Origin of the sequence: Segatella copri, from assembly GCF_003465495.1 — a bacterium.
In the GTDB taxonomy this organism is placed as follows: Bacteria; Bacteroidota; Bacteroidia; order Bacteroidales; family Bacteroidaceae; genus Prevotella; species Prevotella copri_G.
On the sequence record NZ_QSAV01000034.1, the window covers coordinates 15349 to 42002 of the forward strand.

Annotated in this window: 24 protein-coding genes and 1 tRNA gene; 15 read left to right on the plus strand and 10 right to left on the minus strand. The window is 48.5% G+C overall.

The window, feature by feature from the left end; all coding sequences use genetic code 11:
• Positions 1-65 precede the first annotated feature (65 nt).
• From DWV53_RS10565 to DWV53_RS10590, 6 genes are all read left to right on the plus strand, one after another.
• Positions 66-153: transfer RNA gene (locus DWV53_RS10565), tRNA-Ser, on the plus strand.
• A 74-nt stretch (positions 154-227) separates the two neighbouring features.
• Positions 228-890 (plus strand): MotA/TolQ/ExbB proton channel family protein, encoded by a 663-nt coding sequence (locus tag DWV53_RS10570; RefSeq protein WP_006847787.1) that lies wholly within the window; start codon positions 228-230, stop codon positions 888-890.
• Positions 891-902: 12 nt separating this feature from the next.
• Positions 903-1415: a hypothetical protein gene (locus tag DWV53_RS10575; RefSeq protein ID WP_006847786.1), complete on the plus strand. Its 513-nt coding sequence runs from the start codon at positions 903-905 to the stop codon at positions 1413-1415.
• 43 nt (positions 1416-1458) lie between these two features.
• Positions 1459-2076 (plus strand): ExbD/TolR family protein, encoded by a 618-nt coding sequence (locus tag DWV53_RS10580; RefSeq protein WP_118153589.1) that lies wholly within the window; start codon positions 1459-1461, stop codon positions 2074-2076.
• Entirely contained in the window at positions 2073-2537 is a 465-nt protein-coding gene (locus tag DWV53_RS10585; RefSeq protein WP_117694272.1) for an ExbD/TolR family protein, read from the plus strand. Before DWV53_RS10580 ends, DWV53_RS10585 begins: the two co-directional genes overlap by 4 nt.
• 81 nt (positions 2538-2618) lie before the next feature.
• The gene (locus DWV53_RS10590) at positions 2619-3137 is read left to right on the plus strand and encodes an Lrp/AsnC family transcriptional regulator (RefSeq protein WP_118153592.1); all 519 of its coding nucleotides are present in this window, start codon (positions 2619-2621) and stop codon (positions 3135-3137) included.
• 37 nt (positions 3138-3174) lie between these two features.
• Here the strand turns inward: DWV53_RS10590 and DWV53_RS10595 are convergent, their stop codons facing one another.
• Both DWV53_RS10595 and DWV53_RS10600 read right to left on the minus strand, forming a co-directional pair.
• Complete coding sequence (locus DWV53_RS10595) at positions 3175-3696, minus strand: dihydrofolate reductase (RefSeq protein WP_118153595.1); 522 nt, start codon at positions 3694-3696, stop codon at positions 3175-3177.
• A 67-nt stretch (positions 3697-3763) separates the two neighbouring features.
• A complete protein-coding gene (locus tag DWV53_RS10600) occupies positions 3764-5179 on the minus strand; it encodes a methyltransferase RsmF C-terminal domain-like protein (RefSeq protein WP_118153598.1) in 1416 nt (471 codons plus the stop codon).
• Between the two features lie 134 nt (positions 5180-5313).
• Between DWV53_RS10600 and DWV53_RS10605 the strand changes: the two genes are divergently transcribed.
• The 3 genes from DWV53_RS10605 to DWV53_RS10615 all read left to right on the plus strand — a co-directional run bounded on the left by DWV53_RS10605 (position 5314) and on the right by DWV53_RS10615 (position 7116).
• The gene (locus DWV53_RS10605) at positions 5314-6048 is read left to right on the plus strand and encodes a DUF6249 domain-containing protein (protein ID WP_118153601.1); all 735 of its coding nucleotides are present in this window, start codon (positions 5314-5316) and stop codon (positions 6046-6048) included.
• Positions 6049-6134: 86 nt separating this feature from the next.
• Positions 6135-6674 (plus strand): RNA polymerase sigma factor, encoded by a 540-nt coding sequence (locus DWV53_RS10610; RefSeq protein WP_118153604.1) that lies wholly within the window; start codon positions 6135-6137, stop codon positions 6672-6674.
• Positions 6664-7116 carry a DUF5056 domain-containing protein gene (locus DWV53_RS10615; RefSeq protein WP_181992468.1) on the plus strand — a complete coding sequence of 151 codons (453 nt, stop codon included), beginning with the start codon at positions 6664-6666 and terminating at the stop codon, positions 7114-7116. Before DWV53_RS10610 ends, DWV53_RS10615 begins: the two co-directional genes overlap by 11 nt.
• Positions 7117-7402: 286 nt before the next feature.
• Here the strand turns inward: DWV53_RS10615 and DWV53_RS10620 are convergent, their stop codons facing one another.
• The 3 genes from DWV53_RS10620 to carB form a co-directional block, all read right to left on the minus strand.
• Positions 7403-9385 (minus strand): OmpA family protein, encoded by a 1983-nt coding sequence (locus DWV53_RS10620; protein ID WP_118153610.1) that lies wholly within the window; start codon positions 9383-9385, stop codon positions 7403-7405.
• Positions 9386-9668: 283 nt separating this feature from the next.
• On the minus strand, positions 9669-11870 hold the full coding sequence (locus DWV53_RS10625; RefSeq protein ID WP_118153613.1) for a DNA topoisomerase 3: 2202 nt from the start codon (positions 11868-11870) through the stop codon (positions 9669-9671).
• Positions 11871-12055: 185 nt separating this feature from the next.
• Positions 12056-15286, minus strand: a complete 3231-nt coding sequence (gene carB / locus DWV53_RS10630) for a carbamoyl-phosphate synthase (glutamine-hydrolyzing) large subunit (protein WP_118153644.1) — start codon at positions 15284-15286, stop codon at positions 12056-12058.
• Between the two features lie 294 nt (positions 15287-15580).
• Between carB and DWV53_RS10635 the strand changes: the two genes are divergently transcribed.
• From DWV53_RS10635 to DWV53_RS10645, 3 genes are read left to right on the plus strand one after another with little or no spacing between them, the layout of a single operon-like run.
• The gene (locus DWV53_RS10635) at positions 15581-16318 is read left to right on the plus strand and encodes a (Fe-S)-binding protein (RefSeq protein ID WP_118153616.1); all 738 of its coding nucleotides are present in this window, start codon (positions 15581-15583) and stop codon (positions 16316-16318) included.
• Positions 16315-17688, plus strand: coding sequence for a lactate utilization protein B (locus DWV53_RS10640; RefSeq protein WP_118153619.1), 1374 nt, complete (start codon positions 16315-16317; stop codon positions 17686-17688). The genes DWV53_RS10635 and DWV53_RS10640 overlap by 4 nt, the downstream gene beginning before the upstream one ends.
• Positions 17689-17728: 40 nt before the next feature.
• Complete coding sequence (locus tag DWV53_RS10645; protein WP_118153621.1) at positions 17729-18307, plus strand: LutC/YkgG family protein; 579 nt, start codon at positions 17729-17731, stop codon at positions 18305-18307.
• Positions 18308-18356: 49 nt separating this feature from the next.
• On the opposite strand, the gene DWV53_RS10650 is transcribed toward DWV53_RS10645, so the two are convergent.
• The 5 genes from DWV53_RS10650 to DWV53_RS10670 all read right to left on the minus strand — a co-directional run bounded on the left by DWV53_RS10650 (position 18357) and on the right by DWV53_RS10670 (position 23008).
• Positions 18357-19325: a GNAT family N-acetyltransferase gene (locus tag DWV53_RS10650; protein WP_234564011.1), complete on the minus strand. Its 969-nt coding sequence runs from the start codon at positions 19323-19325 to the stop codon at positions 18357-18359.
• Positions 19288-19698 carry a sugar 3,4-ketoisomerase gene (locus DWV53_RS10655; protein WP_118153627.1) on the minus strand — a complete coding sequence of 137 codons (411 nt, stop codon included), beginning with the start codon at positions 19696-19698 and terminating at the stop codon, positions 19288-19290. Before DWV53_RS10655 ends, DWV53_RS10650 begins: the two co-directional genes overlap by 38 nt.
• 3 nt (positions 19699-19701) lie before the next feature.
• Complete coding sequence (gene purT / locus DWV53_RS10660) at positions 19702-20883, minus strand: formate-dependent phosphoribosylglycinamide formyltransferase (RefSeq protein ID WP_006847765.1); 1182 nt, start codon at positions 20881-20883, stop codon at positions 19702-19704.
• Positions 20884-20951: 68 nt separating this feature from the next.
• A complete protein-coding gene (locus DWV53_RS10665) occupies positions 20952-21575 on the minus strand; it encodes an AAA family ATPase (RefSeq protein WP_022121486.1) in 624 nt (207 codons plus the stop codon).
• Positions 21576-21634: 59 nt separating this feature from the next.
• Positions 21635-23008 (minus strand): MATE family efflux transporter, encoded by a 1374-nt coding sequence (locus DWV53_RS10670; protein WP_118153630.1) that lies wholly within the window; start codon positions 23006-23008, stop codon positions 21635-21637.
• A 363-nt stretch (positions 23009-23371) separates the two neighbouring features.
• Between DWV53_RS10670 and DWV53_RS10675 the strand changes: the two genes are divergently transcribed.
• The 3 genes from DWV53_RS10675 to xseB all read left to right on the plus strand — a co-directional run bounded on the left by DWV53_RS10675 (position 23372) and on the right by xseB (position 26436).
• Positions 23372-24733 (plus strand): S8 family peptidase, encoded by a 1362-nt coding sequence (locus DWV53_RS10675; protein WP_259318966.1) that lies wholly within the window; start codon positions 23372-23374, stop codon positions 24731-24733.
• A gap of 117 nt (positions 24734-24850) precedes the next feature.
• A complete protein-coding gene (gene xseA / locus DWV53_RS10680; protein WP_118153635.1) occupies positions 24851-26152 on the plus strand; it encodes an exodeoxyribonuclease VII large subunit in 1302 nt (433 codons plus the stop codon).
• 89 nt (positions 26153-26241) lie between these two features.
• Positions 26242-26436: an exodeoxyribonuclease VII small subunit gene (gene xseB / locus DWV53_RS10685; RefSeq protein WP_118153638.1), complete on the plus strand. Its 195-nt coding sequence runs from the start codon at positions 26242-26244 to the stop codon at positions 26434-26436.
• The last annotated feature ends 218 nt before the right edge of the window (positions 26437-26654 follow it).

Here is a 26654-nt window from a genome sequence, read left to right on the forward strand (position 1 = left end):
AATTTTGCACTTCGAAATTGTTGCAGCAGCATGTTGCGGCGATTAAGAAGAGTTCTTCGGAATATGGAAAGGTGCTCGAGTGGCTGAAGAGGCACGCCTGGAAAGCGTGTAACCGGCAAAACCGGTTCGGGGGTTCGAATCCCCCTCTTTCCGCTTTTATATATATAATAAGGTATATGAAGAAAAATACAGCTATTGCACGTTTTGCAATATTGGTTTTCACATGGATGTGTTCTCTGCCTATGATGGCTCAAGAAGAGAACATGGGATTTCATCAAGCTCTTAAGACAAAGTTTATAGAGGGTAATGCGGGATTTATGTCTCTCGTTGCCATCGCCCTCATCGTGGGTATGGCTTTCTGTATCGAGCGCATCATCTATCTGAGTCTTTCTGAAATCAACGCCAAGAAGTTGATGCAGGATATCGACCAGAAGGTGTCGGCGGGAGATGTGGAAGGGGCTAAGACGCTCTGCCGGAATACCCGCGGACCGGTGGCTTCTATCTGCTACCAGGGCTTGATGCATATCAGCGAGAGTCTTGATGACATCGAGCGCTCGGTAAGCGGATATGGTACCGTTCAGGCGGCTAACCTGGAGAAGGGATGCTCCTGGATCAAACTCTTTATCGCTATGGCGCCATCGCTCGGATTCCTCGGAACCGTGATCGGTATGGTCATGTCGTTCGACCAGATTCAGCAGGCGGGCGATATCAGTCCTACTATCGTTGCTTCGGGTATGAAAGTGGCGCTCATCACTACTATCTTCGGTATCATCGTAGCCCTCATCCTTCAGGTTTTCTATAACTACATCCTTTCTAAGGTGGAGCACCTGACAAGCCAGATGGAGGAGTCGGCGGTTACTTTAATGGATATTATTGCCAAGAATAAATAAACGAAGAGAGAAATGGTTAAATTTCAATTTTCAAAGCAGAAGACGAAGTCGGCCGAAAAGATATCGCAGCAGGTGTTCTATATCATGATAGGACTGGCGGTGCTGGTTTTCGGTCTGTTCTTTTTGGTAGGCTACGATTTGCCTTTCGAAGAGAACCCCGACTTTAATGCGCCTCTCTTTACCGATGTGCTCATCCTGCTGATGTGGCTCTTCCTGATAGGAGGTACAGGTCTGGCAGTCTTTTCGATGATCAGAGATTATCGCAGCAGCAAGTCGGAGGCTGTAGTGAATGGCATTCCCGTGCGTCGCATCTTCCGCATCACATGGATCGGAACTTTGGCAGTTTTGCTGCTTACCTTCTTTTTGGGCGGTTCTGCTCCGATGCTCATCAATGGCGAGAATTATGCCGACTGGCTCTGGCTCAAGCTTTCAGATATGTTTGTCATCACATCGCTCCTGATGCTGGTGGCAGGAATCGGTGCCGTCTGTTTCGGTGCCACACGTTATATTCGGAAGAAAAACTAAAGAGAGTGCTTTAGGCTCTCTATTCTATAAATAAGGATTAAATATGCTGATTAGAAGGAAGCAACACGAAACCCCGGGACTGAATACCACATCTACAGCCGACATCTCGTTCATGCTGTTGATATTCTTCCTTGTCACCACATCAATGGATGTGGATAAGGGACTGTTGCGCCAACTCCCTTCACCTGAACCGCAGAAGAAGGAACAGCAGCAGTCGGTGGTAGACAAGGCTAACCTCATGGCGCTGCGCCTGACAGCTGGCGATACGCTTTTGGTCAACGGTAAGCCGATGCAGGTGAGCCAGCTCAAGGAAGAAACCATCCGCTTTGTTCACCGTCTGGGTAAGAAACATCTCATCTCTATTGAGAGTGACCGCGATGCCGACTATAATCTCTATTTCCAGATGCAGAATCAGCTGATGGAAGCCTATAGCCAGCTTCGCAACGAAACAGCCCAGAAGAAATATCACAGGGATTATGCCCTCTTGAACAATGACCAGAAAGAACAGGTGCGCAACATCTGTCCGCAGCGCATCACAGAGTCGTATGCCAACGCAATGACTCATGCCGACCAGCGTGTTGATGCCAATGCTGAAGAAAAGCAAGGGGAAGAAAATTCGACAGAAACAGCTACTGAACAGCAGAAAGGAGGTAAACAATGATGAATTTTCATAAGAAATCGCATGAAGTGCCAGGGTTGAATACATCTTCTCTGCCAGACCTCATTTTCTCCGTACTGTTCTTCTTTATGATTGTTACCCACATGCGCCAGGTTACCTTGAAGGTAGACTGCCGTTTGCCACAAGGCAAGGAACTCACCCGCCTGACCAAGAAATCGGCGGTGAGTCATATTTATATAGGTAAGCCAACCAAAGAGATGCAGGCAAAGTATGGTACCGGTACCCAGATTCAGTTGAATGATAAGTTTGCTTCGGCTCCCGAAGTGATGGATTACATTTCGGCAGAAAAGAAGCGTATGTCACCGGAAGACCAGAAGCTGATGACCGTATCAATCAAAGCAGACCAGGAAACCAAGATGGGTGTGATAACAGACGTAAAGCAGGCTTTGCGCCAGGCAAAAGCACTAAAAATCAGTTATTCTGCCACAGAAAATGGAAAATAATATTAATTTATCATGTTTTTCTCTTAAAAAATTGCTTTTATTAATTTTTTGTATTATCTTTGCACGCAAATTATTAGTATTATGGCAAAACAAATTTTAGATTCATTAGATAGGCAGATTCTGAAGCTGATTTCTCAGGATGCCCGTATTCCATTTTTGGAAGTGGCACGCGCTTGCAATGTGAGCGGTGCTGCCATTCATCAGCGTGTTGCTAAACTTACAAATCTTGGTATCATCAAGGGTTCACAATTCATCATTGACCCAGAAAAGATAGGTTACGAAACTTGTGCTTATATGGGACTCTATCTGAAGGAGCCTGAGAAGTTTGACCAGGTTGTAGAGGAGTTGAAGAAGATTCCTGAGGTTGTAGAGTGTCACTATACTACAGGCGGCTTTGATATGTTTATCAAGATTTACGCGCTGAACAACCACCATCTCCTGGAAATCATCCATGATAAGTTGCAGCCACTGGGATTGTCTCGCAGCGAGACCATCATCTCTTTCAATGCATCTATCAACCGTCAGCTTTCTATGCAGGATCTCAAGAGTTTCAACGATGATGAAGAGGAAACTGATGAGGAGGCTGCAGCAGAGAAATAAGATATAAAAAGAAAAAAAGCAGTAGCTCCCTGCGGGATTACTGCTTTCTATAAAGGGTGAGGAATGTGAACGGTAAGCCGTTTTCATTCCTCATTTCTTTTTCTGTCACTTCCCATTCTGCCGGATTGATTTCCGGAAAGAAGGTATCGGCATGTTCAGGTTCCTTTTCTACGATTGTGAGATAAAGCTTGTCTGCAAAAGGCAAAGCCTGTTCATATATGCTGGCTCCTCCGATGATGAAACATTCATCTGATGTTTCTTTGCTTCCAACCTCTTCTTTGTTTCCAGCCTCTTCTTTCCTTGCTGCCAGCGCTTCTTCCAGAGAGGTGTATACTTCGCACCCTGTTATCTGCTCTCTTGTCTTCGAGATAACAATATTCCGGCGGTTGGGCAAGGCTCCGTTCGGCAGCGACTCAAATGTCTTTCTGCCCATGATGATCGTATGTCCAGTTGTGAGCATACGAAATCGGGTCATGTCCGATGGGATGGCGTAGAGCAACCGGTTCTTGTACCCGATAGCTCTATGCACTTTTGATATACAGGCGATGATGCTAAGCATTTTTTATTTTAATGTTGAATGTTGAGTGTTGAATGTTGAATTATTCATTCTTGCTGTAAACTGTTAACTATAAACTATTAACTATAAATAGCTCTCCTGTCCCATGGCTGCTCTTGATTTTCCACTCCTGCGGATAGAGGTTGTTGGCACGGTTGCCAATGTTCTTTTCCCAGCCTATCGGAACCTGTCTGTAGGTTACCAGAACATAACCCTTAGGCGTATCGGCAGGCAGATTCACAGCCTCCTTGCGAAGGTAGCGGATGGCATCATCGTAGGATAACTCCACCTGAGGGAAGTGTTCTTTGTTGAGCATCGTAGAGAGAGCGAGAGCCTGGTCGGGAATGAGACCCTTTCCCTTGTCTGTTCCCAGTTTCACACCTGCATGCAGCACCTTCAGGTTCTTTTCAGCCTGGTCGTAGATGTCTTTCCATCTGCCCGGAATGGCGTAAACCGTCTCATTGCTCTCTGCAGGCATCCATTCCGTATCAGTCTTCAGCCAGCCGTCCGGAATCTCCGGTCCCTTTCCTTTAGCCACCTTCTTGTCTTTTTTCTTCTTATCCTTCCTGTTCTCCTTGGCTGGTGAGCCGGCTTCCCATTCGCCCTCTTTCTTCAGAATCGCCATAAACAGACCTTCGCCTCGCGAAACGCCAGGAATGAACCGGTAAACAGGGAAGTCGCTGCCCGTGAGGTTGCGGGTGATGTTCCATGCATCTTCTACACCCTCCAGTGCCATCACTTCAGCGCCAAGTTCTTCGCATATCCACTCCACGTTCTCCTCATCTTCGTGCGCATTGAAGGTGCAGGTAGAGTAAATCAGGATACCGCCTGGCTTCAGACAGTTCCAGATATCCGATACGATTTCGCGCTGCAGCTGCCAGCAGTTGTTCACATTCTGGGTACTCCATTCGCCGATAGCCCCTTCATCTTTGCGGAACATTCCTTCGCCGGAGCAGGGAACATCGGTAAGAATCACATCAAACTGCAACTTCGATTTCTTGTAATCGCGGGGATAGTTGTTGGTTACAATCATATCCGGATGACCGAACTTCTGTACGTTTTCGGCAAGAATCTGCGAGCGGGTGCGCATAGGTTCGTTGCTGAAGAGCAGACTCCCTTCCGGCAAGGCAGCTCTTACGGCAGTCGACTTTCCGCCAGGGGCAGCACAGAGATCCAGCATCATCACCGGTTCTTTTACGTACTGTCGGATAGCCATATCAACAAACATGGATGAGGCTTCCTGTACATAATATAAGCCGGCATGCAGCAGCGGATCGAAGGTGAATCCGGGACGCGTAGAGAGATAACGTCCGGTTTCCGGACACCAGGGAATCGGTTCGCCATCAGCATCCTTGCATTTAAAAGGATTGATGCGGATACTGGTTGGTGCCTCCTCTTCGAGGATAGCATGCTCCAGACGCTGATACAGCTTTTCGCCCATTAGCGCCTGCGTATATGTTCTGAAATCTTCAGGTAATGTCTTCATTCTGTTTCTTTTTCTTTAATTTGTTTGCAAAAATAAGAAATTTTTCGTTTCTTTGCAACTAAATCGCGAAGAGATGCGTCTAAGAAGCAGAAATTTTTCAAATAACAAGGTAAAAACAATAAAAAAATAATGATATGAAGAAAGCAATATTGGCATTAGCGCTCGTTATGAGCATCGGAGCCACCCAAGTGTCTTTGGCGTCTTCTGCTCCAAAACATCGTTATCATCCAACTACCCAACAGGTAGATTCAAAGGCTGCTCCTGCATCTGCCGCACAGCCATCTGCTTCGAAGGATAAAGACGACGAGGCGTTGGAGGCTTATTCTGATACAACCAGTACAGATTCGGCTAACTATGATGATTATGATGAGAATGATAATAGATCTGTTCATTCTAGATACAGTTTAGACAACTATGATGATCCGTTCGATTTCATCGGTTCGGTATTTGGTGGCGGAGCGCTGGCTGTTATGATCATTTTCTGTATCATCTTCGGTCTGCTGTTTGTCTTTGCTCCGCTGATCATCGTATTTCTGGTTATCAGATATCTGATTCGCCGCCACAACGACCGGATGAAACTGGCGGAGATGGCGATGGAGAAGGGCATCAATGTTCCGGAAAGCGACCGGCCGATAGACAAGCAGAGCGATGAGTATCTGGTAAAGCGTGGATTGAGAAATGCCTTCCTGGGAGCCGGCTTGTGCGCCATGTTTGCCTGGTGGGATGCTGATTTCCTGGCTGGCATCGGAGCCCTGGTCTTCTTCTATGGCATCGGTCAGACTGTTATCGGTTCGCTTCCTGCCATCAAGGACTGGTGGAAGAACCGTCATGGCGACCAGGGAACGGGGTATAATGGAACTCCGGTCTAGCAGCCGACATTCAATATATCATGGCTTCTCAATAGGAGGGGAAGTCACAAGGAAAAGAACAACAATTATTAGTTAATATATATAAGGTGGAAAAGTTATCCGATATCTCTCTCGTCACGAAGGTGGTGATGCTTCATGACCGCAAGTCGTTCGACCTGCTGGTCAGGAAGTATCAGTCACCCATTCGTGGGTTCTTCCTGCGGCAGACGCTGGGGGATGCGCAGCTGAGTGACGACTTGGCGCAGGATACCTTTGTCAAGGCATATACCCATCTGTCCGGTTTCAGGGGTACAGCCTCTTTCTCCACCTGGCTCTACCGCATCGCCTATAATGTATGGTATGATTATACCCGCAGTCATAAGGAGACGCAGGACATCGATACGCCTGCCGTTTCCAGTAAGAATGCACAGGGCGCCCATGCCGGATTGAAGATGGATTTGCTCAAGGCGTTACAGATTTTGAGCGAAAATGAACGTACATGCATCACGCTGCAGCTGATGGATGGACTCTCTATAGATAAGATTGCAGAGGTGACGGGAATGGCGCAAGGCACCATCAAGTCGCATCTCTCTCGAGGAAAACAGAAACTTGCAAGTTACTTAAAACAGAATGGTTATGACCGATAAGATAAATGATAAGAAGTTGGAGAGCATGAAAGGGGAACCGTTGAACCCTCAGGATGAAGAACTCTTGAAGATGTTCTTTTCCGATTGCCAGATGTCAGAGATTCCTGATGACGGATTCTCCGACAGGGTGATGCAGGCCTTGCCGGCTTTACCCGAAACTGATACTGCGATGTCGCTGGTTAAGCGCCAGCGCCTGGAACATTTATGGACGGCAGCCTGTGTGGCAGCAGGCATCATCATAGCAGTAGTCTGTCAGGGATGGGAACAGATTCAGGGATGGCTTTTCTCTATGAAGATAGATTTCCTCCTTTCCGGTTCGCGTGCCCTTACGCATGTGGCAGATTCCATCGCCCACTCTCAGAATCTCCTGATGGTGCTGGCTGGCGTCGTTGTCCTCATCATGGTTTGGGGATATAATGAACTGGCTGATGCACGTCAGTAGGCTTCTTCCCTGATATCAATTGTATGAATGATCAACTCTTTCTATTAGCAGAATAGTTTTTAGTGCTAATAGAAAGAGTTTTTTATTACTATAAATATCATCTTTATGCTCTTGAAATCTCCGTTCAAAGCTTTTGAATGTCCGTTCAGTGTCTTTGAACGGACATTCAATGACTTTGAACGGACATTCAATGTCTTTGAACGAAGATTTAATATTGCTGAATATAGAAAAACAAATAGGTGCTGCTACTTTTTCAGTAGAGCACCTATGCTTATGATATCGGTTTCTAAAACAATTTATAGGTAGTGCGTAGCACTTTGAACTCGGTTCGGCGGTTCAGCTGGTTGCAGATTTCCTGATGCTCCTTGCTCTGCTTCAGGATAAATTCTTCGTTGAGCACATCGCCTTCCTTGAGCCAAGGATACTTCTCGGTGAGTTTCTTGCGCACATTCTTCGGCTTCTCCTTGCCGTAGCCCACAGGGGTGAGGCGCTCTTTCTCTATGCCGTGTTTTATCAGGTAGTCTACTACCGATTGGGCGCGGCGCTGAGACAGATGTTTGTTATATTCGCTGTTTCCCTTGTAGTCGCAATGGGCGCTGAGTTCGATGGTAACGTGCGGGTTCTCTTTCAGCAGCGTTACCAGCTGGTCGAGGGCTGTTGTACTGGCCTCGGTAAGGGTTGCCTTGTCGAAATCGTAGAAGATGTTGTCGATGAGTACAGGGGCTGTGATGGAAGCCAGCGGGAACTGGAGCACGTATTCCTTACTCTCTTTAGCCGAATCAACCCGAAGTTCTTCCTTGTGGTTGAGGTAGCCTTTGCAGGATGCCATCACCAGGTAGTCGACATGCGGATTGATAGGGAGGACAAACGAACCGTCGCCCTTGACGGATAGTTTCCTGTTCGTTCCGTCGTTGCCTACGATTCTGACCTCTGCGGCAGGCAGTTCATAACCGTCTTTCTCGTAAACCCATCCCTTCATTGTGGTAACAATCTCCGGATTCTCGAAGGAGTAGATATGGTCATAGCCTCTTCCGTCTTTTCTGTTAGAGCAGAAGAAACCCTGGTTGTGGAGACCCTCGAAAGTCATTCCGAAGTCATCGGCTTCTGTATTCAGCGGATAGCCGGGGTGGGTGAGTTCATATTTCCGGGTGATGGAATTTACTTTGGCGATATAGATGTCGAGTCCGCCCATTCCTACATGACCATTGCTGCTGAAGTAGAAGTCGCCGTTAGGACGGAAGGTAGGGAACATCTCATCGCCTGGGGTGTTGATAGGTTCGCCCAGGTTCTCTACACCGCCCAGTCCGGCAGGAGTGATGCGCACTCGCCAGATGTCGAGACCGCCCTTTCCGCCCGGCATATCTGATACGAAATAGAGCCATTCGCCATCAGGGGAGATGGCTGGATGGGCAAAACAACTGAGTGTATCTTTGCTGATTTCCAGATTCGACGGCTTGCTCCAGGCTGCATCCGAGCGGTTGGAGGTTACTATCTGGGCTAAGCGGGGCGAAGTGGGATCGGTGGTACACTGGGTGAGGTACATCTGCTTGCCGTCTGGGGTAAAGCAGCATGCGCCCTCTTCGTAGTCGGTATTGAGACCGGTTCCGATGGCTTCCGGCTTGCTCCATTTGCCTTTGTCGTTCTTTTCAGAGAAGAAGATGTCGGCAGATTTCGTTCCCGTCACTCCGTTCAGGTCGCTGCCTTGGGCTTCGTTGCGGGTTGAGGTGAAATAGAGCTGACTGTTGTCATCGCTGAGGAACATCGGCGAATAGTCGTCTCTTCGGGAATTGAAAACATCCATCCGCTTTACCTTGTACCGGCTTCCTTCCTTCTTCCAGACTGGGGCTTTTCGTGCCGATTCGAGTCCGTTCTTTACCAACACGTTGTTAGGCATGGAATCGAGCAGGAATTCGAATTCCTTGGCAGCCTGTCTGTAACTTCCGTTCTTCAGGAGAAGCCGGGCGTAAGCCAGGCGGTCGTTGAGGTCTGCCTGCTTGTATCGGATGGCATTGCTGTAGGCAGCCAATGCCTTCGGCGTACTGTTGATTTTATCATAGCAGCGTGCCATTTTCAGAGCCACCTTGCCTCGGGCAGCCCGCTCTTTGGTAGGTGTCTTGGTGTACACCTTTTTATATTGGGTTGCCGCATCGAAGTATTCGCCTAAAGAAAGATGCTTGTCTGCTTTCTTCAGGTTCTGTTCTATGCCGCAACTTATCAGAAAGAGGCAGCTGATTGCTGTTATGATTTGATAAAATCTTATTTGTTTCATACAGGAACAACTTAATTATTTTACTGAACTTTCGCAAGCAACTCTCCCACACGCCCTGAAAGGGCAGAAGCTCCTAGCCCAGGGCAACGCCCTGGGTATAGTAGCAATCTGCAAGGCGCCCTGTAAGGGCAAAAGCCTTATAAATTGCCTCGTTCTTTGAAGCTTTTGCCCTTACAGGGCGACAGGTTTGCGTCCATAATGACCCAGGGCGTTGCCCTGGGCTAGGAGCTTCTGCCCTTTCAGGGCGTGTGGAGCTTATATGTGAAACTTGAGTTATATCTTATTACATCTGCGAGAATGGCTGACGATATTGGCAGCCTGATTTCCAGTTGCTGCATCCATAGGCGGTCTTGCCCTTGATGATGACGCCCTTGCCGCAGAGCGGGCATGGCTTGCCTACCATTGGGTCGGCTGGAGCCTGAGGAGCAGAAACCGGCTGTGCTGCTGCATTCTGCGTATTTGCATTTTGTGCATCTACATTTTGTGCAGTAGCTTCATCCTTTTTCTTGGCTGGCATCTTCTTGGCTGGTGCTTTCTTGGCAGCCGGTTTCTTGGCAGCCGGTTTCTTCTTGAGGTCTTCCTCTGTCATGATGGTCACTCTCCTGTTGCTGTTGTCTGACAATACATCGATGACTATCTTGTTGATCTGTTCTTTCAGTCCGTTGATGAAGTCGGCAGGATCGTAGGTCTTGTGCTCGATGTCGCGGAGTTTCTTCTCCCAGATACCGGTCAGTTCGCAACTCTTCAGCAGTTCCTCATGGATGGTGTCAATGAGTTCGATGCCTGTCGGGGTTGCCATCAGATTCTTGCGCTGGCGACGGATGTAGTGGCGCTTGAAAAGGGTCTCGATGATGCCGGCACGGGAGGATGGTCGGCCGATTCCGTTCTCCTTCAATGCTGCACGAAGTTCTTCGTCTTCTACGAATTTGCCGGCTGTCTCCATCGCACGCAGCAGGGTTGCCTCGGTATAATACTTAGGTGGCGTGGTCCATTTCTCCGTCAGGGTAGGCTGATGTTCTCCCGATTCGCCTTTTGTGAAGGATGGGAGGGTTCTTTCTTCTACTACTTCCTTCTTAGCACCATTACCTGAGTCTGCATTTCCGTTGGCGTTATCTGAAGCATCATCGTCATCTGTATTCTTTACATCCTTGGCATAGACTACTCGCCAGCCTGGTTCGAGAATTTCCTTACCGCTTACCTTGAACTCTATCTTTTCCGGTTTCGGTCCGTCTTCGTTGATGACTTCGCCCAAAACGGTGGTGGTGGAGAATTTACAATCCGGATAGAACACGCTGATAAAGCGCTTGGCGATGAGATCATACACGTTTGCCTCCATATCGGTGAGTCCGGTTGGCGGAACACCGGTTGGGATGATGGCGTGGTGGTCGGTTACCTTGCTATTATCGAAAACCTTCTTGCTTTTCGGCAATTTCTTGCTGATTGTTGCGAGCTGCTGAATGAGCGGGAGGTATTTCTGCTGACTCATGATCTTTGCCTGACTCACTCCGTTCAGAATCTGTGGACATTTCGGATAGATATCGTCGGTCAGGAACTGGGTATCTACACGAGGATAAGTGGTGTACTTCTTCTCGTAGAGACTCTGGATGAGCTTCAGCGTAATATCGGCAGAGTAAGCAAACTTCTTGTTGCAATCCACCTGCAGCGAGGTGAGGTCGTAGAGATGAGGTGGCGCCTCGTTTCCCTTCTTCTTGCTTACATCCGTAACCGTGAAGGGGTTGCCAGCGATGGTGCTGAAAGCCTTCTCGCCTTCCTCCTTGCTGGTAAACTTGCCACTGGTAGCGGTAAACTGGGTGTCGCGGTAGATGGTGGCGAGTACCCAGTAAGGTTCAGAAACGAAGTTGTCGATTTCCTTCTGGCGGTTTACGATGAGGGCAAGGGTAGGGGTCTGCACCCGGCCGATGCTGAGCACCTGTCGGTTCTGACCGTATTTCAATGTATAAAGTCGGGTGGCGTTCATACCGAGAATCCAGTCGCCGATGGCACGGGAAAGTCCGGCAAGATAGAGTGACTGGTATTCGGTCTGGTCTTTCAGTTCCTGGAAGCCCTGCTTGATGGCTTCATCGGTCATAGACGAAATCCACAGTCTCTTGACCGGGCATTTTGCCTGTGCCTTCTGCATCACCCATCTCTGGATAAGCTCTCCTTCCTGTCCGGCGTCACCGCAGTTGATGATGCTGTCGGCAGCCTGCATCAGTTTCTCGATGGTAGCAAACTGCTTCTTGATGCCTTCATCGTTGATGAGCTTGATACCGAAACGCTGTGGAATCATCGGCAACGCCGCAAGGCTCCAATGTTTCCACATCGGAGTATAATCATCCGGTTCCTTCAGCTCACAAAGGTGGCCGAAAGTCCATGTTACTTGGTAACCATTACCTTCCATATAACCGTCGCGTGCCGTGGTAGCCCCGATGATTCGGGCGATATCCTTAGCCACACTCGGTTTCTCTGCTATACAAACTATCATGTTTTATTCTTATTTCTGTTTGCAAAGGTACAATAAAATAATGAGAAAGCCATCATTTCGCCTTCTTTTTCTCATGGCGGGGAATAAAAAAAGCCCCGTAAGGCTTGGGCACAATCTAGAACTTGTGCCTTGCCTTACAGGGCGTATTCATATAAATCTGTGAGATCTGTGAAATCTGTGGGAGATTATTCGTACTCCTGCCAGCTCTTAATCTGCAACTGGTCCTGGCTCAATGTGCAGAATGCCTCGATGAAGGCGGAAGCCAGACGGGCATTGGTGATCAGAGGAATGTTGTGGTCGATGGCGCCACGACGGATTCTGTAACCATTGGTGAGCTCACGCTTGGTATGATTCTTAGGGATGTTGACGATGAGGTCGAACTTGTGGTCGGCAATCATCTGCATCACGTTAGGAAGATCCTTGTGGTCCTCATCAGGCCATCCTACGGCTGTAGCCTTCACGTTGTTGTCGTTCAGGAACTTCGCTGTGCCGGCTGTAGCGTAGATGGTGTAACCATTCTTAACCAGCGCCTGGGCAGCATCGAGCAGAGAAGCCTTCTCCTTCGCACCACCGCTTGAAAGCATGATGCCCTTGTCCTTAGAAGGAATCTTGTAGCCGGTGGCAATCAATGAGTTGAGCAATGCCTCCTCGAAAGTATCACCCATACAGCCTACCTCACCGGTAGAACTCATATCCACACCCAAAACTGGGTCGGCGTTCTGCAAGCGGGCGAATGAGAACTGTGATGCCTTCACACCCATGCGGTCGATATCGAAAGCAGACTTATCCGGTTTCTGATATGGAGCGTCGAGCATGATGCGGGTAGCCGTTTCGATGAAGTTGCGCTTCAACACCTTGCTCACGAATGGGAATGAACGGGATGCACGGAGGTTACACTCGATAACCTTTACATCGCGACCCTTAGCCAGATACTGGATATTGAAAGGACCCGAGATGTTGAGCTCCTTGGCGATGGCACGTGAAATCTTCTTGATCTGACGGGCTGTAGCGAAGGAAATCTGCTGGGCAGGGAAGGTCATGGTAGCGTCGCCGGAGTGAACACCTGCATACTCTACGTGCTCTGAAATACCATACTCTACAATCTCACCGTTCTGAGCCACACCGTCGAACTCAATCTCGTTGGTCTCTGTCATGAACTGGGAGATAACTACCGGGTATTCCTTAGAAACCTCAGAAGCTGCCTCCAGGAAGCGACGCAACTCATCATCATCGTGGCAAACGTTCATGGCTGCACCGGAAAGAACGTAAGATGGACGAACGAGAACAGGATAGCCTACCTCGTCGATGAACTTCTGAACATCCTCCATAGAGGTGAGGGCGCTCCACTTAGGCTGGTCGATGCCCAACTTATCGAGCATGGCAGAGAACTTACCGCGGTTCTCGGCACGGTCGATGTTGACAGGAGATGTACCCAGGATTGGCACAGACTGGCGATGGAGCTTCATAGCCAGGTTGTTTGGAATCTGACCACCTACTGAAACAATCACACCACGTGGTGACTCCAGGTCGATGACATCGAGTACACGCTCGAATGAAAGCTCATCGAAGTAGAGACGGTCGCACATATCGTAGTCGGTAGATACGGTCTCCGGGTTGTAGTTAATCATGATTGACTTGTAACCCAACTTGCGGGCTGTATTGATGGCGTTTACTGAACACCAGTCGAACTCTACAGAAGAACCGATGCGGTAAGCACCCGAACCGAGAACGATGACAGACTTCTCGTTCTTGTAATAGTTGATGTCGTAACCCTCTACGGCGTAAGTCATATAGAGATAGTTGGTGAGGTCAGGATGCTCGCTTGCCACAGTAGGGATGCGTTTTACGGCAGGAAGAATGTTCAGCTTCTTGCGCTGGGCACGAACTGCGAGCACCTCCTTCTCCATATTGGTGTTCTGAGTCTTCAATACGAAGCGGCCAATCTGGAAGTCAGAGAAGCCCAATACCTTAGCCTCGCGCAATACCTCGGCAGGAATCTCCTCCAGAGTATTATATTCAGAAAGCTTGTGCTTGTAATCTACGATATTCTTCATGCGCTCGATGAACCAAGGGTCAATCTTGGTCAACTCCTCGATGCGCTCGATGGTGTAGCCTTCCTCCAAAGCCTGGGCGATGGCGAAGATACGGAGGTCGGTAGGGTTGGAAAGCTCCTCATCCAGGTTGTCGAACTTGGTGTGGTCGTTGCCTACGAAACCGTGCATTCCCTGACCAATCATACGGAGACCCTTCTGGAGCATCTCCTCGAATGAGCGGCCGATAGACATGATTTCGCCTACAGACTTCATGGAAGAACCAATCTTGCGGCTTACACCGGCAAACTTGGTAAGGTCCCAACGAGGAATCTTACAGATCATATAGTCGAGTGATGGAGCTACATATGCTGAGTTAGGAGTACCCATCTCACCAATCTGGTCGAGCGTATAACCGAGGGCAATCTTAGCTGCAACGAAAGCGAGCGGATAACCGGTAGCCTTAGAAGCAAGGGCAGAAGAACGGCTCAAGCGAGCATTGATCTCGATGATACGGTAGTCGTTGGTCTCAGCATTGAAAGCATACTGGATGTTGCACTCACCCACGATGTTGAGGTGACGGACGCACTTCACGGCGATGTCCTGCAACATCTTCACCTGCTCGTCGGTAAGAGAACAGGTTGGAGCCACAACGATAGATTCACCTGTGTGAATACCCAGCGGGTCGAAGTTTTCCATAGAGGCAACGGTGAAGCAACGGTCGTTGGCATCACGGATGCACTCGAACTCAATCTCCTTCCATCCCTTCAGACTCTCCTCAACAAGCACCTGAGGTGCGAAAGTGAAGGCTGATTCAGCAATCTCCTTGAACTCCTCTTCGGTCTTGCAGACACCAGAACCGAGACCACCCAGCGCGTAGGCAGAACGGATCATGATAGGGTAGCCGATGTTGCGTGCCGCAGCCACAGCCTCCTCCATGTTCTCGCAAGCGTGGCTTACAGGAACCTTGAGGTCAACCTTGTTGAGCTCCTTTACGAAGAGGTCGCGGTCTTCCGTGTTCATGATAGCCTCTACCGAAGTACCCAACACATCCACACCGTACTCCTTGAGCACACCGTTGAGGTAAAGTTCTGTACCGACGTTCAAACCCGTCTGTCCACCCCAAGCCAGCATGATGCCGTCTGGGCGCTCCTTCTTGATAATTTCAGTTACAAAAAAAGGTGTCACCGGCAAGAAATAAACCTTGTCAGCAATACCTTCACTTGTCTGAATTGTAGCAACGTTTGGATTAATGAGGACGGAACTAATACCCTCCTCGCGCAAAGCCTTGAGAGCCTGCGAACCGGAATAGTCAAACTCACCTGCCTGGCCGATTTTCAAAGCACCGGAACCCAGAACGAGGACTTTCTTAAGCTGTTTCTTCATCATTAAATATAACTATAAGTTTGTTCTTTATATGTCTTGTTATTTATGTTTTTAGCAACTAAACTGTATTTGTGTTAGTTCACAAATGGTAGACACACTATTTCTAGATGCAAAGTTACGCTATTTATTTGGTTATTCCAAATTTTCTGCAAATCTTTACAGTTAAATAACATCAATTATTATTATTTCTTCTCTAGAATGTCGTATTTTTGCAATTATTTTGTTACTTTTGCAGCGGCTTTTAGTCATGTAGAAAAAGAATAAAAAATAGCAAACAAGATAAATATAACAACAATGAAAGTCGGATTATTCGTCCCTTGTTATGTGGATGCCCTTTACCCTGAAGCGGGTGTGGCTACATACAAGTTGCTTAAGCATTACGGACTAGACGTGGGTTATCCCGAAAAACAGACTTGCTGCGGCCAGCCAATGGCTAATGCCGGTTTTCAGTACAAGTCGGAGAAGGTCATAGAGACATTTGATGAACTGTTCAAGGATTACGATTATATCGTAGCTCCTTCTGCCTCATGTGCCGCTTACGTAAAGGTGTATTATCCTAAAATCCTTGAGGGTAAGCACGAGTGTATTTCCTCAAAGAAAATCATGGATGTTGTGGAGTTCCTTCACGATGTGCTGAAGGTGGATCATGTGCCGGGCAAGTTCCCGCATGTGGTGAGTGTACACAACAGTTGTCACGGTGTGCGCGAACTGGGACTGTCATCTCCTTCTGAGCGCCACATCAAGCCTTTCAACAAAATCATTGACTTATTAAATATGGTGGAAGGCATTACCATCCACGAACCGGAGCGCAAGGATGAGTGTTGCGGATTTGGCGGTATGTTCTCTATTGAGGAACCTGCCGTTTCTACCCGTATGGGCGAGGACAAGATCAAGCGCCACATGGCTACAGGCGCTGAGTTTGTTACCGGACCGGATTCTTCCTGTCTGATGCACATGGCTGGAATCGCCAAGAAAGAGAATATGCCGATCAAGTTTATTCATGTTGTTCAAATATTAGCTGCAGGACTATGAGTACAGAACATTCCAAGAGAGCTGCGAAGTTTACGCAGAACGTAGAGAAGACCACCTGGCACGATGCTACCTTCTGGTCTGTTCGTCAGAAGAGAGATAAGATGGCGCAGGAACTTCCTGAGTGGGAAGACCTCCGCGAGCATGCGTCTGAAATCAAGATGCACACGATTACCCATCTCGCCGATTACCTCGATATGTTTTCCAAGAATCTGGAGAGCCGCGGAGTAAAGGTACACTGGGCAAAGGATGCACAGGAATTTAATGAGATTGTGCTCGGTATTCTGAAAGACCATAACGTGAAGAAGATGGTGAAGTCGAAGTCGATGCTCACCGAGGAGTGCGAGATGAATCCTTATCTGGAGCAGCACGGCATTGACGTGGTGGAGACCGACCTGGGTGAGCGTATCATCCAGCTCTTGCATCAGAAGCCTAGCCATATCGTGATGCCTGCCATCCACCTGAAGCGTGAGGAGGTAGGAAAGATGTTCGAGGAGAAGGGAATCTCCAAGGAAATCGGCAACTATGATCCTACTTACCTGACCCGCTGTGCCCGTCATCATCTCCGCGACCAGTTTATGGAAGCCGGAGCAGGTATGACCGGATGTAACTTCGGTGTGGCTGCTACCGGCGATTGCGTGGTTTGCACCAACGAGGGTAATGCGGATATGACTACTTCCATGCCTAAGCTCCATATCGTAGCGATGGGTATTGAGAAACTGGTTCCTGATTATAAGTCATTGGCTGTGTTCCAGCGCCTGCTTTGCCGCTGCGGAACAGGTCAGCCTACCACCGCCTTTACTTCTCATTTCCGTCAGGCTCGTCCGGGTGCCGAGATGCATGTAGTATTGGTGGATAATGGCAGAAGCGACATTCTTGCTGATAAGGACCACTGGCAGACGTTGAAGTGTATGCGCTGCGGTGCCTGCATGAATACCTGTCCGGTTTATCGTCGTTCAGGCGGTTACAGCTACACCTATTTCATTCCGGGTCCTGTAGGTGTGAACCTGGGTATGCTGAAGAATCCTCAGAAGTACAGCGACAATGTTTCGGCATGTACTTTGTGCTTGTCATGCGATAATGTCTGTCCTTCCAAGGTAGGACCGGGTTCTCAGATTTATGTCTGGCGCCAGAGTCTGGAGAAGTTGGGTAAGGCTGATCCTGTCAAGAAGGCGATGTCGAATGGTATGAAGTATCTCTTCGACCGTCCTGCGCTCTACACCACTGCCCTGAAGTTTGCTCCGCTTGTCAATCTGGTTCCTGAATGCTGTACGCACTTCAGCAATTGGAATGCCTGGGGCATCGGTCACGCCATGCCTGAGTTTGCAAAGAAGAGTTTCCATCAGCTTTGGAAAGAAGGAAAGGTGAAGTAGTGGGTCATCATAAAGTTCAAAGTTCAAATTTCAAAGTTCAATGAAGAAAGAAGATTTCCTGAACAAGTTGCGTAAGAATACGCACGTTCAATTCGATATGCCTGCCGTAGATGTGAAGGGTATCCAGTATGAGGATACGCTGAAACAGTTTATTGAGATGACGGAATCGGTAGGTGGCCATGTGATAGAGGCGAAGGAAGGTGAGAGTCTGGATGAGCTGGTGAAGAAGGCTTATCCGGAAGCCAAGGTCTTTGCTTCTCATCTGCCAGAAATCACGATTGCCCAGAAGAATCCTGATACCGTGGCTGAGGCTAACGACCTGAATGGTACTGATGTGGGTATAGTTCGTGGTGAAGTAGGTGTAGCAGAGAATGGTTGCATCTGGATTCCTCAGACCATGAAGGAGAAAGCGGTGCTTTTCATCTCGGAATACCTTGTGATATTCCTCGAAAAAGAGAAGATTGTGAACAATATGCATGAGGCTTATGCCCGTATTGAGATGGATCCGAAGTACAATTTCGGTATTTTCATCAGTGGTCCTTCCAAGACTGCCGATATTGAGCAGGCACTGGTTATGGGTGCGCAAGCTGCTCGTGGTGTGACAGTTATACTCTTGTAAAAGGCAGAAATCCCGAAGCTCACTATCGTGTGAACTTCGGGATTTCTCTTTATACTGTCCATTCATAGGTGTCGTAAACCACGCCTCTTCCTCCGTAACCTTCCTTGTGGGCGATGAGGCCTTCGTTGATCCAGGCTCCCTGCTGTTCCGTAGAACTGCCGAAGTCCAGATAGGGATAATCGGGGTAATCATGATACATAATCTGTTCGTAGATAGCCTCCATGGCTCCGAATTCCTTTCCCTCATCGTTGGTAGAACTATATTGTCCGTGTACCACTTGCTGGGTAATATAAAAGGTGAGGCCTCCTATAATGTGCCCGTTGCGATAAGCATTGTATTGGATGATATTCTCGGGGAATCGGCTTTTCAGAAGTTCCATTTCCTGAAGCGTGTGTACCGGTTTGGCACCAAATCGCTTTTCCAGGTTCTCATTCAATACCTCCCAGAATTCCGACAGGCTTGCATCTCTCACTACGGTCACTCCATTCTGATGAGCCTTCTTCAGGCGGCGCAGGTGGTCTTTGCGCCAGCGCAATTTCTGCTGCATGAAGATGGTTGTGCCGATATTGCGGAGCGAAAGATAGGCCTTGCATTTCCAGAAGATGGCATAGAGATCTTCTTCTGAAGGATGGAGATGATAGATCCAGGGAATAGGACGATACTGTACCTTCTCGAAACCCTGAAGGCGCAGATAGACATTCAATTCCTCAAAGAGTTGGCAGACATCTGAAATCGTGACGTGGATGTTCATGATCAGTCCGCCATAGGTGAGTCCGAAATGTGAGCAGAGGGTCTTGCCTACCTGATGGGCTGGCAGGATGGAATGAAGCTTTCCCTTCTTGAAGAATAGGAGAGAATAGTCCTTGAACCTATCGGAATGGTAATCCATATAGTTGCGGTAAAAGAGAAACGTAGCGTTTCGGGCTTTTGCCACATACTCATCCCATTGCTGGCGATATTCGGGGGTGTATTTGATGATTTCAAACATGATGTCTTGCATATCTGAGGTATTCGTCATATTCGCGTATGTAGTCTTCTTCCTTAAACTTTTGGGAAGCCAGAACCAGACACAATGAGCCGGAAGAGAAATCATCCAGTGTTCGCCAGATATTGACATCCACGAACAGTCCCTCCCAAGGGTGGTTGAGATGATAGGTCTTCTTCTGTTCTCCATTATCCAATGTTACCGAAAAGGAACCGCTGGCTGCTATGATGAATTCCTGGCATTCCTTGTGAGCATGGCCCCCGCGACTTTCTCCGCCCGGAACATCATAGGTCCAGTAGGTACGGGCAATGGCAAAGGGAATATGCGTCTCTCCCTCTGCCACTGTCAGGTTGCCTCTTGGGTCGAATATCTTGGGTAATGTGATAATTCTTCCTAAATCTTTCATGTCTTATTTCTTCATGTATGGGTCGGTTCCCAATACTGTCTTTGCTAGGCGCTTTGCCTTGTCGCGAAGCTGGTTGAGGTCATCGCCCTTCTCGCCGTAGCAGAGTACGACGCCCATGCGGCGGCCTACGTGAGCCTCTGGCTTGCCGAAGATACGGATGCGGGTGTGGTCTTCCTTCAGGGCATCAAGCATATTGTAGTTTAATGGCTCGGTACTTTCCTCAGGAGAGAGGATGACGGCAGAACAGCCGATGTGCTCCAGATGGATTCCGGCGATAGGCAAGCCCATCACGGCACGGAAGTGGAGCTCAAACTCGCTCAGGTTGGTGGTGTGACCGAGGGTTACCATACCTGTATCGTGTGGACGAGGACTCAACTCTGAGAAGATGACTTCGCCCTGCTTGCTCAGGAAGAACTCTACGCCCCAGAGACCGGCACCTGTCAATGCCTTGGTTACTTCGCCGGCAATGTGCTCAGCCTTCTTCAAAGCCTCCTCTGGAATCTGGAATGGCTGCCAGCTCTCGCGGTAGTCGCCGCCCTTCTGTACGTGGCCGATAGGTGGACAGAAGAGGGTAGGACCGTCTTTCTGGGTGACGGTGAGCAGGGTGAACTCAGAATCGAAGTCGATAAATTCCTCGATGATTACTTCCTTCACGTCGCCACGACCTTCTTCCATTGCCTCCTTGTAAGCCTCCTTCAGTTCATCATCGTTGTGAACATAGCTCTGACCATGGCCGCTTGAACTCATCAGAGGTTTCACTACGCATGGGAAACCGATTTCATCGGCAGCGTTCTTAAACTCCTCGAAGGTCTTGGCATAGAAGTACTTGGCGGTGCGCAGACCCAGTTCCTTGGCGGCAAGGTCGCGGATGGCACGGCGGTTCATGGTGTAGTTCACGGCACGTGCAGAAGGCACAACCTGAATGCCCTCCTTCTCGAAGTCGAAGAGTCGCTCGGTGCGGATAGCTTCAATCTCAGGCACGATGATGTCTGGGTGATGTTTCTCTACCACTGCGGTCAATGCGTCGCCATCGAGCATCGAGAACACTTCTCGCTCGTCGGCTACCTGCATGGCTGGTGCATTGTCATACTTGTCGCAAGCGATGACGTACTGTCCTGCTCGCTTTGCGGCGATGGTAAATTCTTTGCCCAGTTCGCCTGAGCCCAAAAGCATAATCTTCTTCATTTATATGATGTTTAATATTTTATGTCCCTAAAATTAATCCCTAATCACTAATAATTAATCACTAATAATTAATCACTAAGTCCGAACTTCTTTCTGATAAATTCTGCGATAAACTTCTCTGTTTCTTCGATTCCCAGATGGCTGCTGTTGATGCAGAGGTCGTAGCTCTCGCTGTGTCCCCACTTCTTGCCTGTATAGTAATCGTAGTAAGAGGCGCGCTGCTCCTCGTGGCTTTCGATAAACTTGCGGGCGCTGGCTCTGTCGATGTCCTTTCGCTTGCACACTGCCTTGATGCGGTCGTCGATATTGGCGGTGATGAAGATATTGATCACATTCTTGTAATCACGCAGTACATAGTCGGCGGTTCTGCCCACAAACACGCAGTTGCCCTCATCGGCAGCCTTTCTGATGGCGTCGCTCTGGAACTTGTACAGACCTTCCTGCGAGAAGTCGTTGTGATAGAAATTGTTATCGCTCAGGAAGGGCAGATGGGTATGGAAGAGAGACTTGAAGAATCCCTTCTGCTCATCGTTCTGCTCGAAGAATTTCTCAGAGAATCCACTCTCCTTGGCAGCAAGATTCAGCAGCTCACGGTCGTAACATTTGCAACCGAAATCCTCCGCCAGCTTCTCGGCGATGATATGGCCGCCGCTACCTATCTGGCGACCCACGTTTATGATAATCTTATTCATAATTTATAGTTTATAATTTATAGTTTATAGGGCAATCTTGCTAAACGGCGAAGCTGCTATTAACTATTAACTTTTAGCTGTTCTTGGTGTTGTCTTTTCAGTTTGTTCATGTACCATACCATGACGACTCCGGCAATGACTGCGGCTGAGAAGTCGGAGATAGGCATACTGTACCATACACCATCAATGTCCCATATCATCGGCAGGAAAGCCAGGAGTGGCAGAAGGATGAGCAACTGTCTCGACAAGGAGAGGAAGATACTGATCTTCACCTTTCCGATGCACTGGAAGAAATTGGTGATAACCATCTGGAACCCGATGACCGGGAAGCAGAACATCACCACTCTGATAGCCTTGATGCCCAGGTCTATCAGATGCTTATCGGTAGTAAACATTCTCGCGCAGTAGTAAGGCAGGAACATCGCTATCAGCCAGCCCGTTACCATGATGGCGGTGGCGGCAATGATGCTCAGGTTCAGTACGCGAATCAGTCGGTCCAGTTTCTGGGCTCCGTAGTTGTATCCGGCTATAGGCTGCATTCCCTGGTTTACGCCAAACACGAACATCACGAACACCATTGCAATACCGTTGGCTATTCCGTAGGCACCCACGGAGAGGTCGCCTCCGAACCGTACCAGCTGGTTGTTGATGAAGATGACGATGATGCAGGCGCACACGTTCATCAGGAACGGCGAAATGCCGATGGCAAGGATATTATCCACGAGTTTCCTCTTCAGTTTGTAGATGCCTTTCTTGAAGTGGAGCAGTTCACTCTTGTTGCTGAAGAGCTTGATCTGCCACATCAGCGCCATCAGCTGCGAAAGGATGGTGGCGATGGCGGCACCCTGTATTCCCCATTTGAAAACGAGGATGAAGAGGGCATCCAGTATCACGTTCATCACCACCGTGAAGATGGTGGCGTACATCGCCTGCTTGGGCTTGCTCGCTGCTCGGAGCAGGGCATTCATGCCGAAATACATGTGGCTCACCACATTGCCCAGCAGGATGATGACCATATACTCATGGGCATAGATGAGCGTCTGGTCGCTGGCTCCGAAGAATCTCAGGATAGGGTCGAGGAAGAGCAGACAGATGATGCTCAGTCCGATACCGATGATGAGATTCAGTGAAATCGTGTTACCCAGAATGTTTTGCGCTGTGGCATAGTCTTTTTGTCCCAACTTCACGCTGATGGCAGTAGACGCTCCTACGCCCACACCGGCTCCGAAGGCAGCGGTGAGGTTCATGAAGGGGAAGGTGATGGCGAGACCTGAGATGGCCATGGCTCCCACACCCTGACCGATGAATACTCGGTCAACGATGTTGTAGAGTGAGGCGGCGGTCATCGCAATCATAGCTGGCAAGGCATACTGAACGAGCAGCTTGCCCACCGGCTTGGTTCCTAATTCTAATGTCGCTTGTTTATTTTCCATTTATATCTGTTTTTGCCTCATAGACGCTTGCCCAGCTTCTTTCAGAATGCAATTGCAGCGGCTACTTGTCTGCAAAAGTACAAAAAATATCTGATACCTTATTATATATATGAGAAAAACTTGCATTTCATGATAAAAACTTCCCTTTTCCTTTGGTGTTTTCGTACAATTTCTGTACTTTTGCACTTCAGAATAAACAATTCAACTCATTAACAAATGCAATACAGAAATATTGCAGCAACAACAATAACAAACCGGACTACCGATATAATGATGAAAAAATTTTTGATGCTTTATGCATTTTTAATGACCGCTCTTTCTTTGTTTGCTCGCGAAGACAGGGTTAGCAATTTTGAGCAACTGATGCGGTTGCCCCGCATCGCCGAAACCGATATGGTGTCGTATCCGGGAGGCAAGTGTATGATGTATCGTCTTTATCTCAGAGATAAAGACCTCAGTCACACTCCCTTTTCGGTAAATCGCCCGGCAGATTTTCTCTCTCCCCGTTCCATAGAGCGCAGAAAGAGACAGAATCTGCCCATCGATGTTACCGATTTGCCTGTGGCTCCTGCTTATGAGCAGGCTGTAAGCGAGGCTGGCATCGAGATTGTGGGCAAGAGCAAGTGGAACAATACCCTGCTGGTCCGCATTCATAAGGAGAAGGAACTACGGAAACTGGATGAACTCGATTTCATCACCCGGAAAATGAAGGTCTTCTCTGCTCCCGATTCTGTCAGTCAGCGCGTCAGAAGTAGCGTTCGCAGGGGATTGAACGATTGGACTGGTGGAGTAGGCGAATATGGTGCTGCCGATGCGCAGATCCAGTCGCTCAACGGCAAGCGGCTGCATGGAACCGGACATTTGGGCAAAGGAATGATGATTGCTGTCTTCGACGGCGGATTCATGAATGTGGATAAGATTCCAGCGCTGCATAATATCAGATTGGCGGGCGTGAAGGACTTTGTGGTTCCTCAATCCAAGAATGTTTTCGCCGAGATGGAGCATGGAACGATGGTGCTTTCTACGATGGCTGCCAACGAACCCGAAAGATTCGTGGGGGTGGCGCCTGAGGCTCAATATCTGCTGGTGCGCTGTGAAGATGAGCGCACAGAGAGTCTGGCAGAAGAGGATTACTGGGCTTTTGCGGCTGAATATGCTGACAGTTGCGGCGTGGATGTCATCAACTCTTCGTTAGGCTATCATGGCTTCGATGATGCGTCTACCAACCATCATTATTATGAGCAGGATGGCAATTCTACCCTCATCTCCCGCACCGCTTCGATGTGTGCTGACAAGGGAATCATCTGTGTCAATTCTGCCGGAAACGACGGAATGGGAAGTTGGAAGAAAATCAATTTCCCTGCCGATGCACGCAATATCCTTACCGTGGGCAGCGTAAACGAAATGGGCGAGAATGCGGCTTTCAGTGCCGTGGGACCTACTGCTGACGGCAGAATCAAGCCTGATGTGATGGCTTACGGAAGTCCTACCTGTGTGATTACGGGCCGTGGAAATATCATCAATGATAACGGAACGTCTTTCTCTTCTCCGCTCATCGCCGGAATGGTAGCGTGTCTCTGGCAGGCTTTGCCTCAGAAAACGGCTAAGCAGATTATGAAACTCGTGAGATTGGCTGGTAATAATCAGCATCATCCCGATAATGTATTCGGATATGGTGTGCCTGATTTCTGGAAGGCTTATCAGACGGGGAAAGCGATTAAGTAGTTAATAGTTATTAGTTATTAGTTAACAGTTGAAAGTTTATAGTTTACAGCAATCTTGCAAACGGCTAAGCCCTATAAACTATTAACTTTCAACTATTAACTTTAAACAGTAAACAGCATGGAACGACTTCGATTATCACTTTTTGAATTAAACTCCATGGTTCGCGACGTTATTTCGATGTCCTTGCCCGACAGCTATTGGGTGGAAGCGGAACTCTCCGAGGCTCGCGAGGGCTACGGAGGCCACTGCTATCTGGAACTCATCGAGAAGGATGAGCGGTCTAATACGCCCATTGCCAAGGCGCATGCCTCCTGCTGGCGAAACCGATGGATGTTCATCAAACCGAATTTCGAGCGCATCACCGGACAGCGCATTCATGCCGGAATGAAAGTGCTGCTCAAGGTACACGCGCAGTTTCATGAGAACTATGGCTTTTCCTGGATAGTAGATGATATTGATCCTAACTATACGATGGGCGATATGGCGCGCAAGCGGCTGGAAATCATCAATACGCTGAAAGCAGAGGGCGTATTCGAACTGCAGAAGGAGTTGGCGCTCCCGATGTTCTGCCAGCGCATCGCCGTCATTTCCAGTGCTACGGCAGCAGGTTATGGCGATTTCTGCAACCAGCTTGCCGATAACGATTATGGTCTGCAGTTTCAAACCCGCCTCTTTCCGGCTACGATGCAGGGCGAGGGGGTAGAGCAGAGTGTGATAGCTGCCCTCGACAGTATTAATACCGAATGGGAACAGTTTGACTGCGTAGTCATCATCCGAGGCGGTGGCGCTACGAGCGATCTTTCGGGTTTCGACACCCTGGCGCTTGCCGAGAATGTGGCAAACTTCCCGCTGCCTATCATCACGGGAATAGGACATGAAAGGGACGAGAGTGTGCTGGATATGATTTCTTTCCAGCGTGTAAAGACACCGACAGCCGCTGCCGCCTTCCTCGTTAATCATCTTACTGAGGTTTATGCCCGTGTAATGAATGCGCAGGAGGCTATCGTGCAGAATGTGAAGCATCGTCTGCAGGTGGAGAAGATGAGGCTCGACAGATTGAGCAACACGATTCCTGTTCAGTTTTCGCTGGTGAAGACGAAGCAGGGAGCTTATCTCGACCGCTTGATGAGCCGTTTAAGCACAAATGTCCAGTCGAAACTATCGGAAGCCCAGCGCCATTTCGAGATTCTTTCTCAGAATATTCAGCCGATATTGGAAAGGAAGATGCTCAACGAGAGTCATCGTCTGCAGCTTCTTTCCCAGCGCATCCAGGCACAAGACCCCGAATTGTTGCTGAAACGTGGTTACAGCATTACGCTGAAAGATGGCAAAAGCATCCGCTCTGCCTCGCAACTGAAGTCTGGCGACATCATCGAAACGAGGTTTGCCGAGGGCAGCGTGAAGGCGAAAGTTGAATAATAGTTTATAATTTATAGTTAATAGTTTATAGCAATCTGGCTAAACGGCGAAGCCGCTATAAACTATTAACTCTTAACTAAAATAGGATCATGGAAAAAGAAGAAATGAAATACGAACAAGCCGTAAAAGAGCTTGAAGAAATCGTAGAAAGAATGGAGAATGATGAACTCGATATTGATCAGCTCTCCGAGCAGTTGAAACGTGCCAAAACCTTGGTGAAACTCTGTAAAGACAAACTCACCAAGACCGATGAGGAAATCAAGAAACTCCTCAGCGAGGATTGATTTACGATAAGCAGAAACTTGAATTTTCGCACACGGATCTCACGGATTTTTTTCGTTGCGAATAACGGGTATTCTCATTTTTGAGAACGAAAAAATCCCAACCTGTATTGCTACAAGCTGGGATGATTTTGAACACGAATAACACGAATAGCACGAATATCTGGGAACTGTTCGGGCTTTCTAGAGATGGAAGTCGATTTCCTTCAGCCATTCCTTGA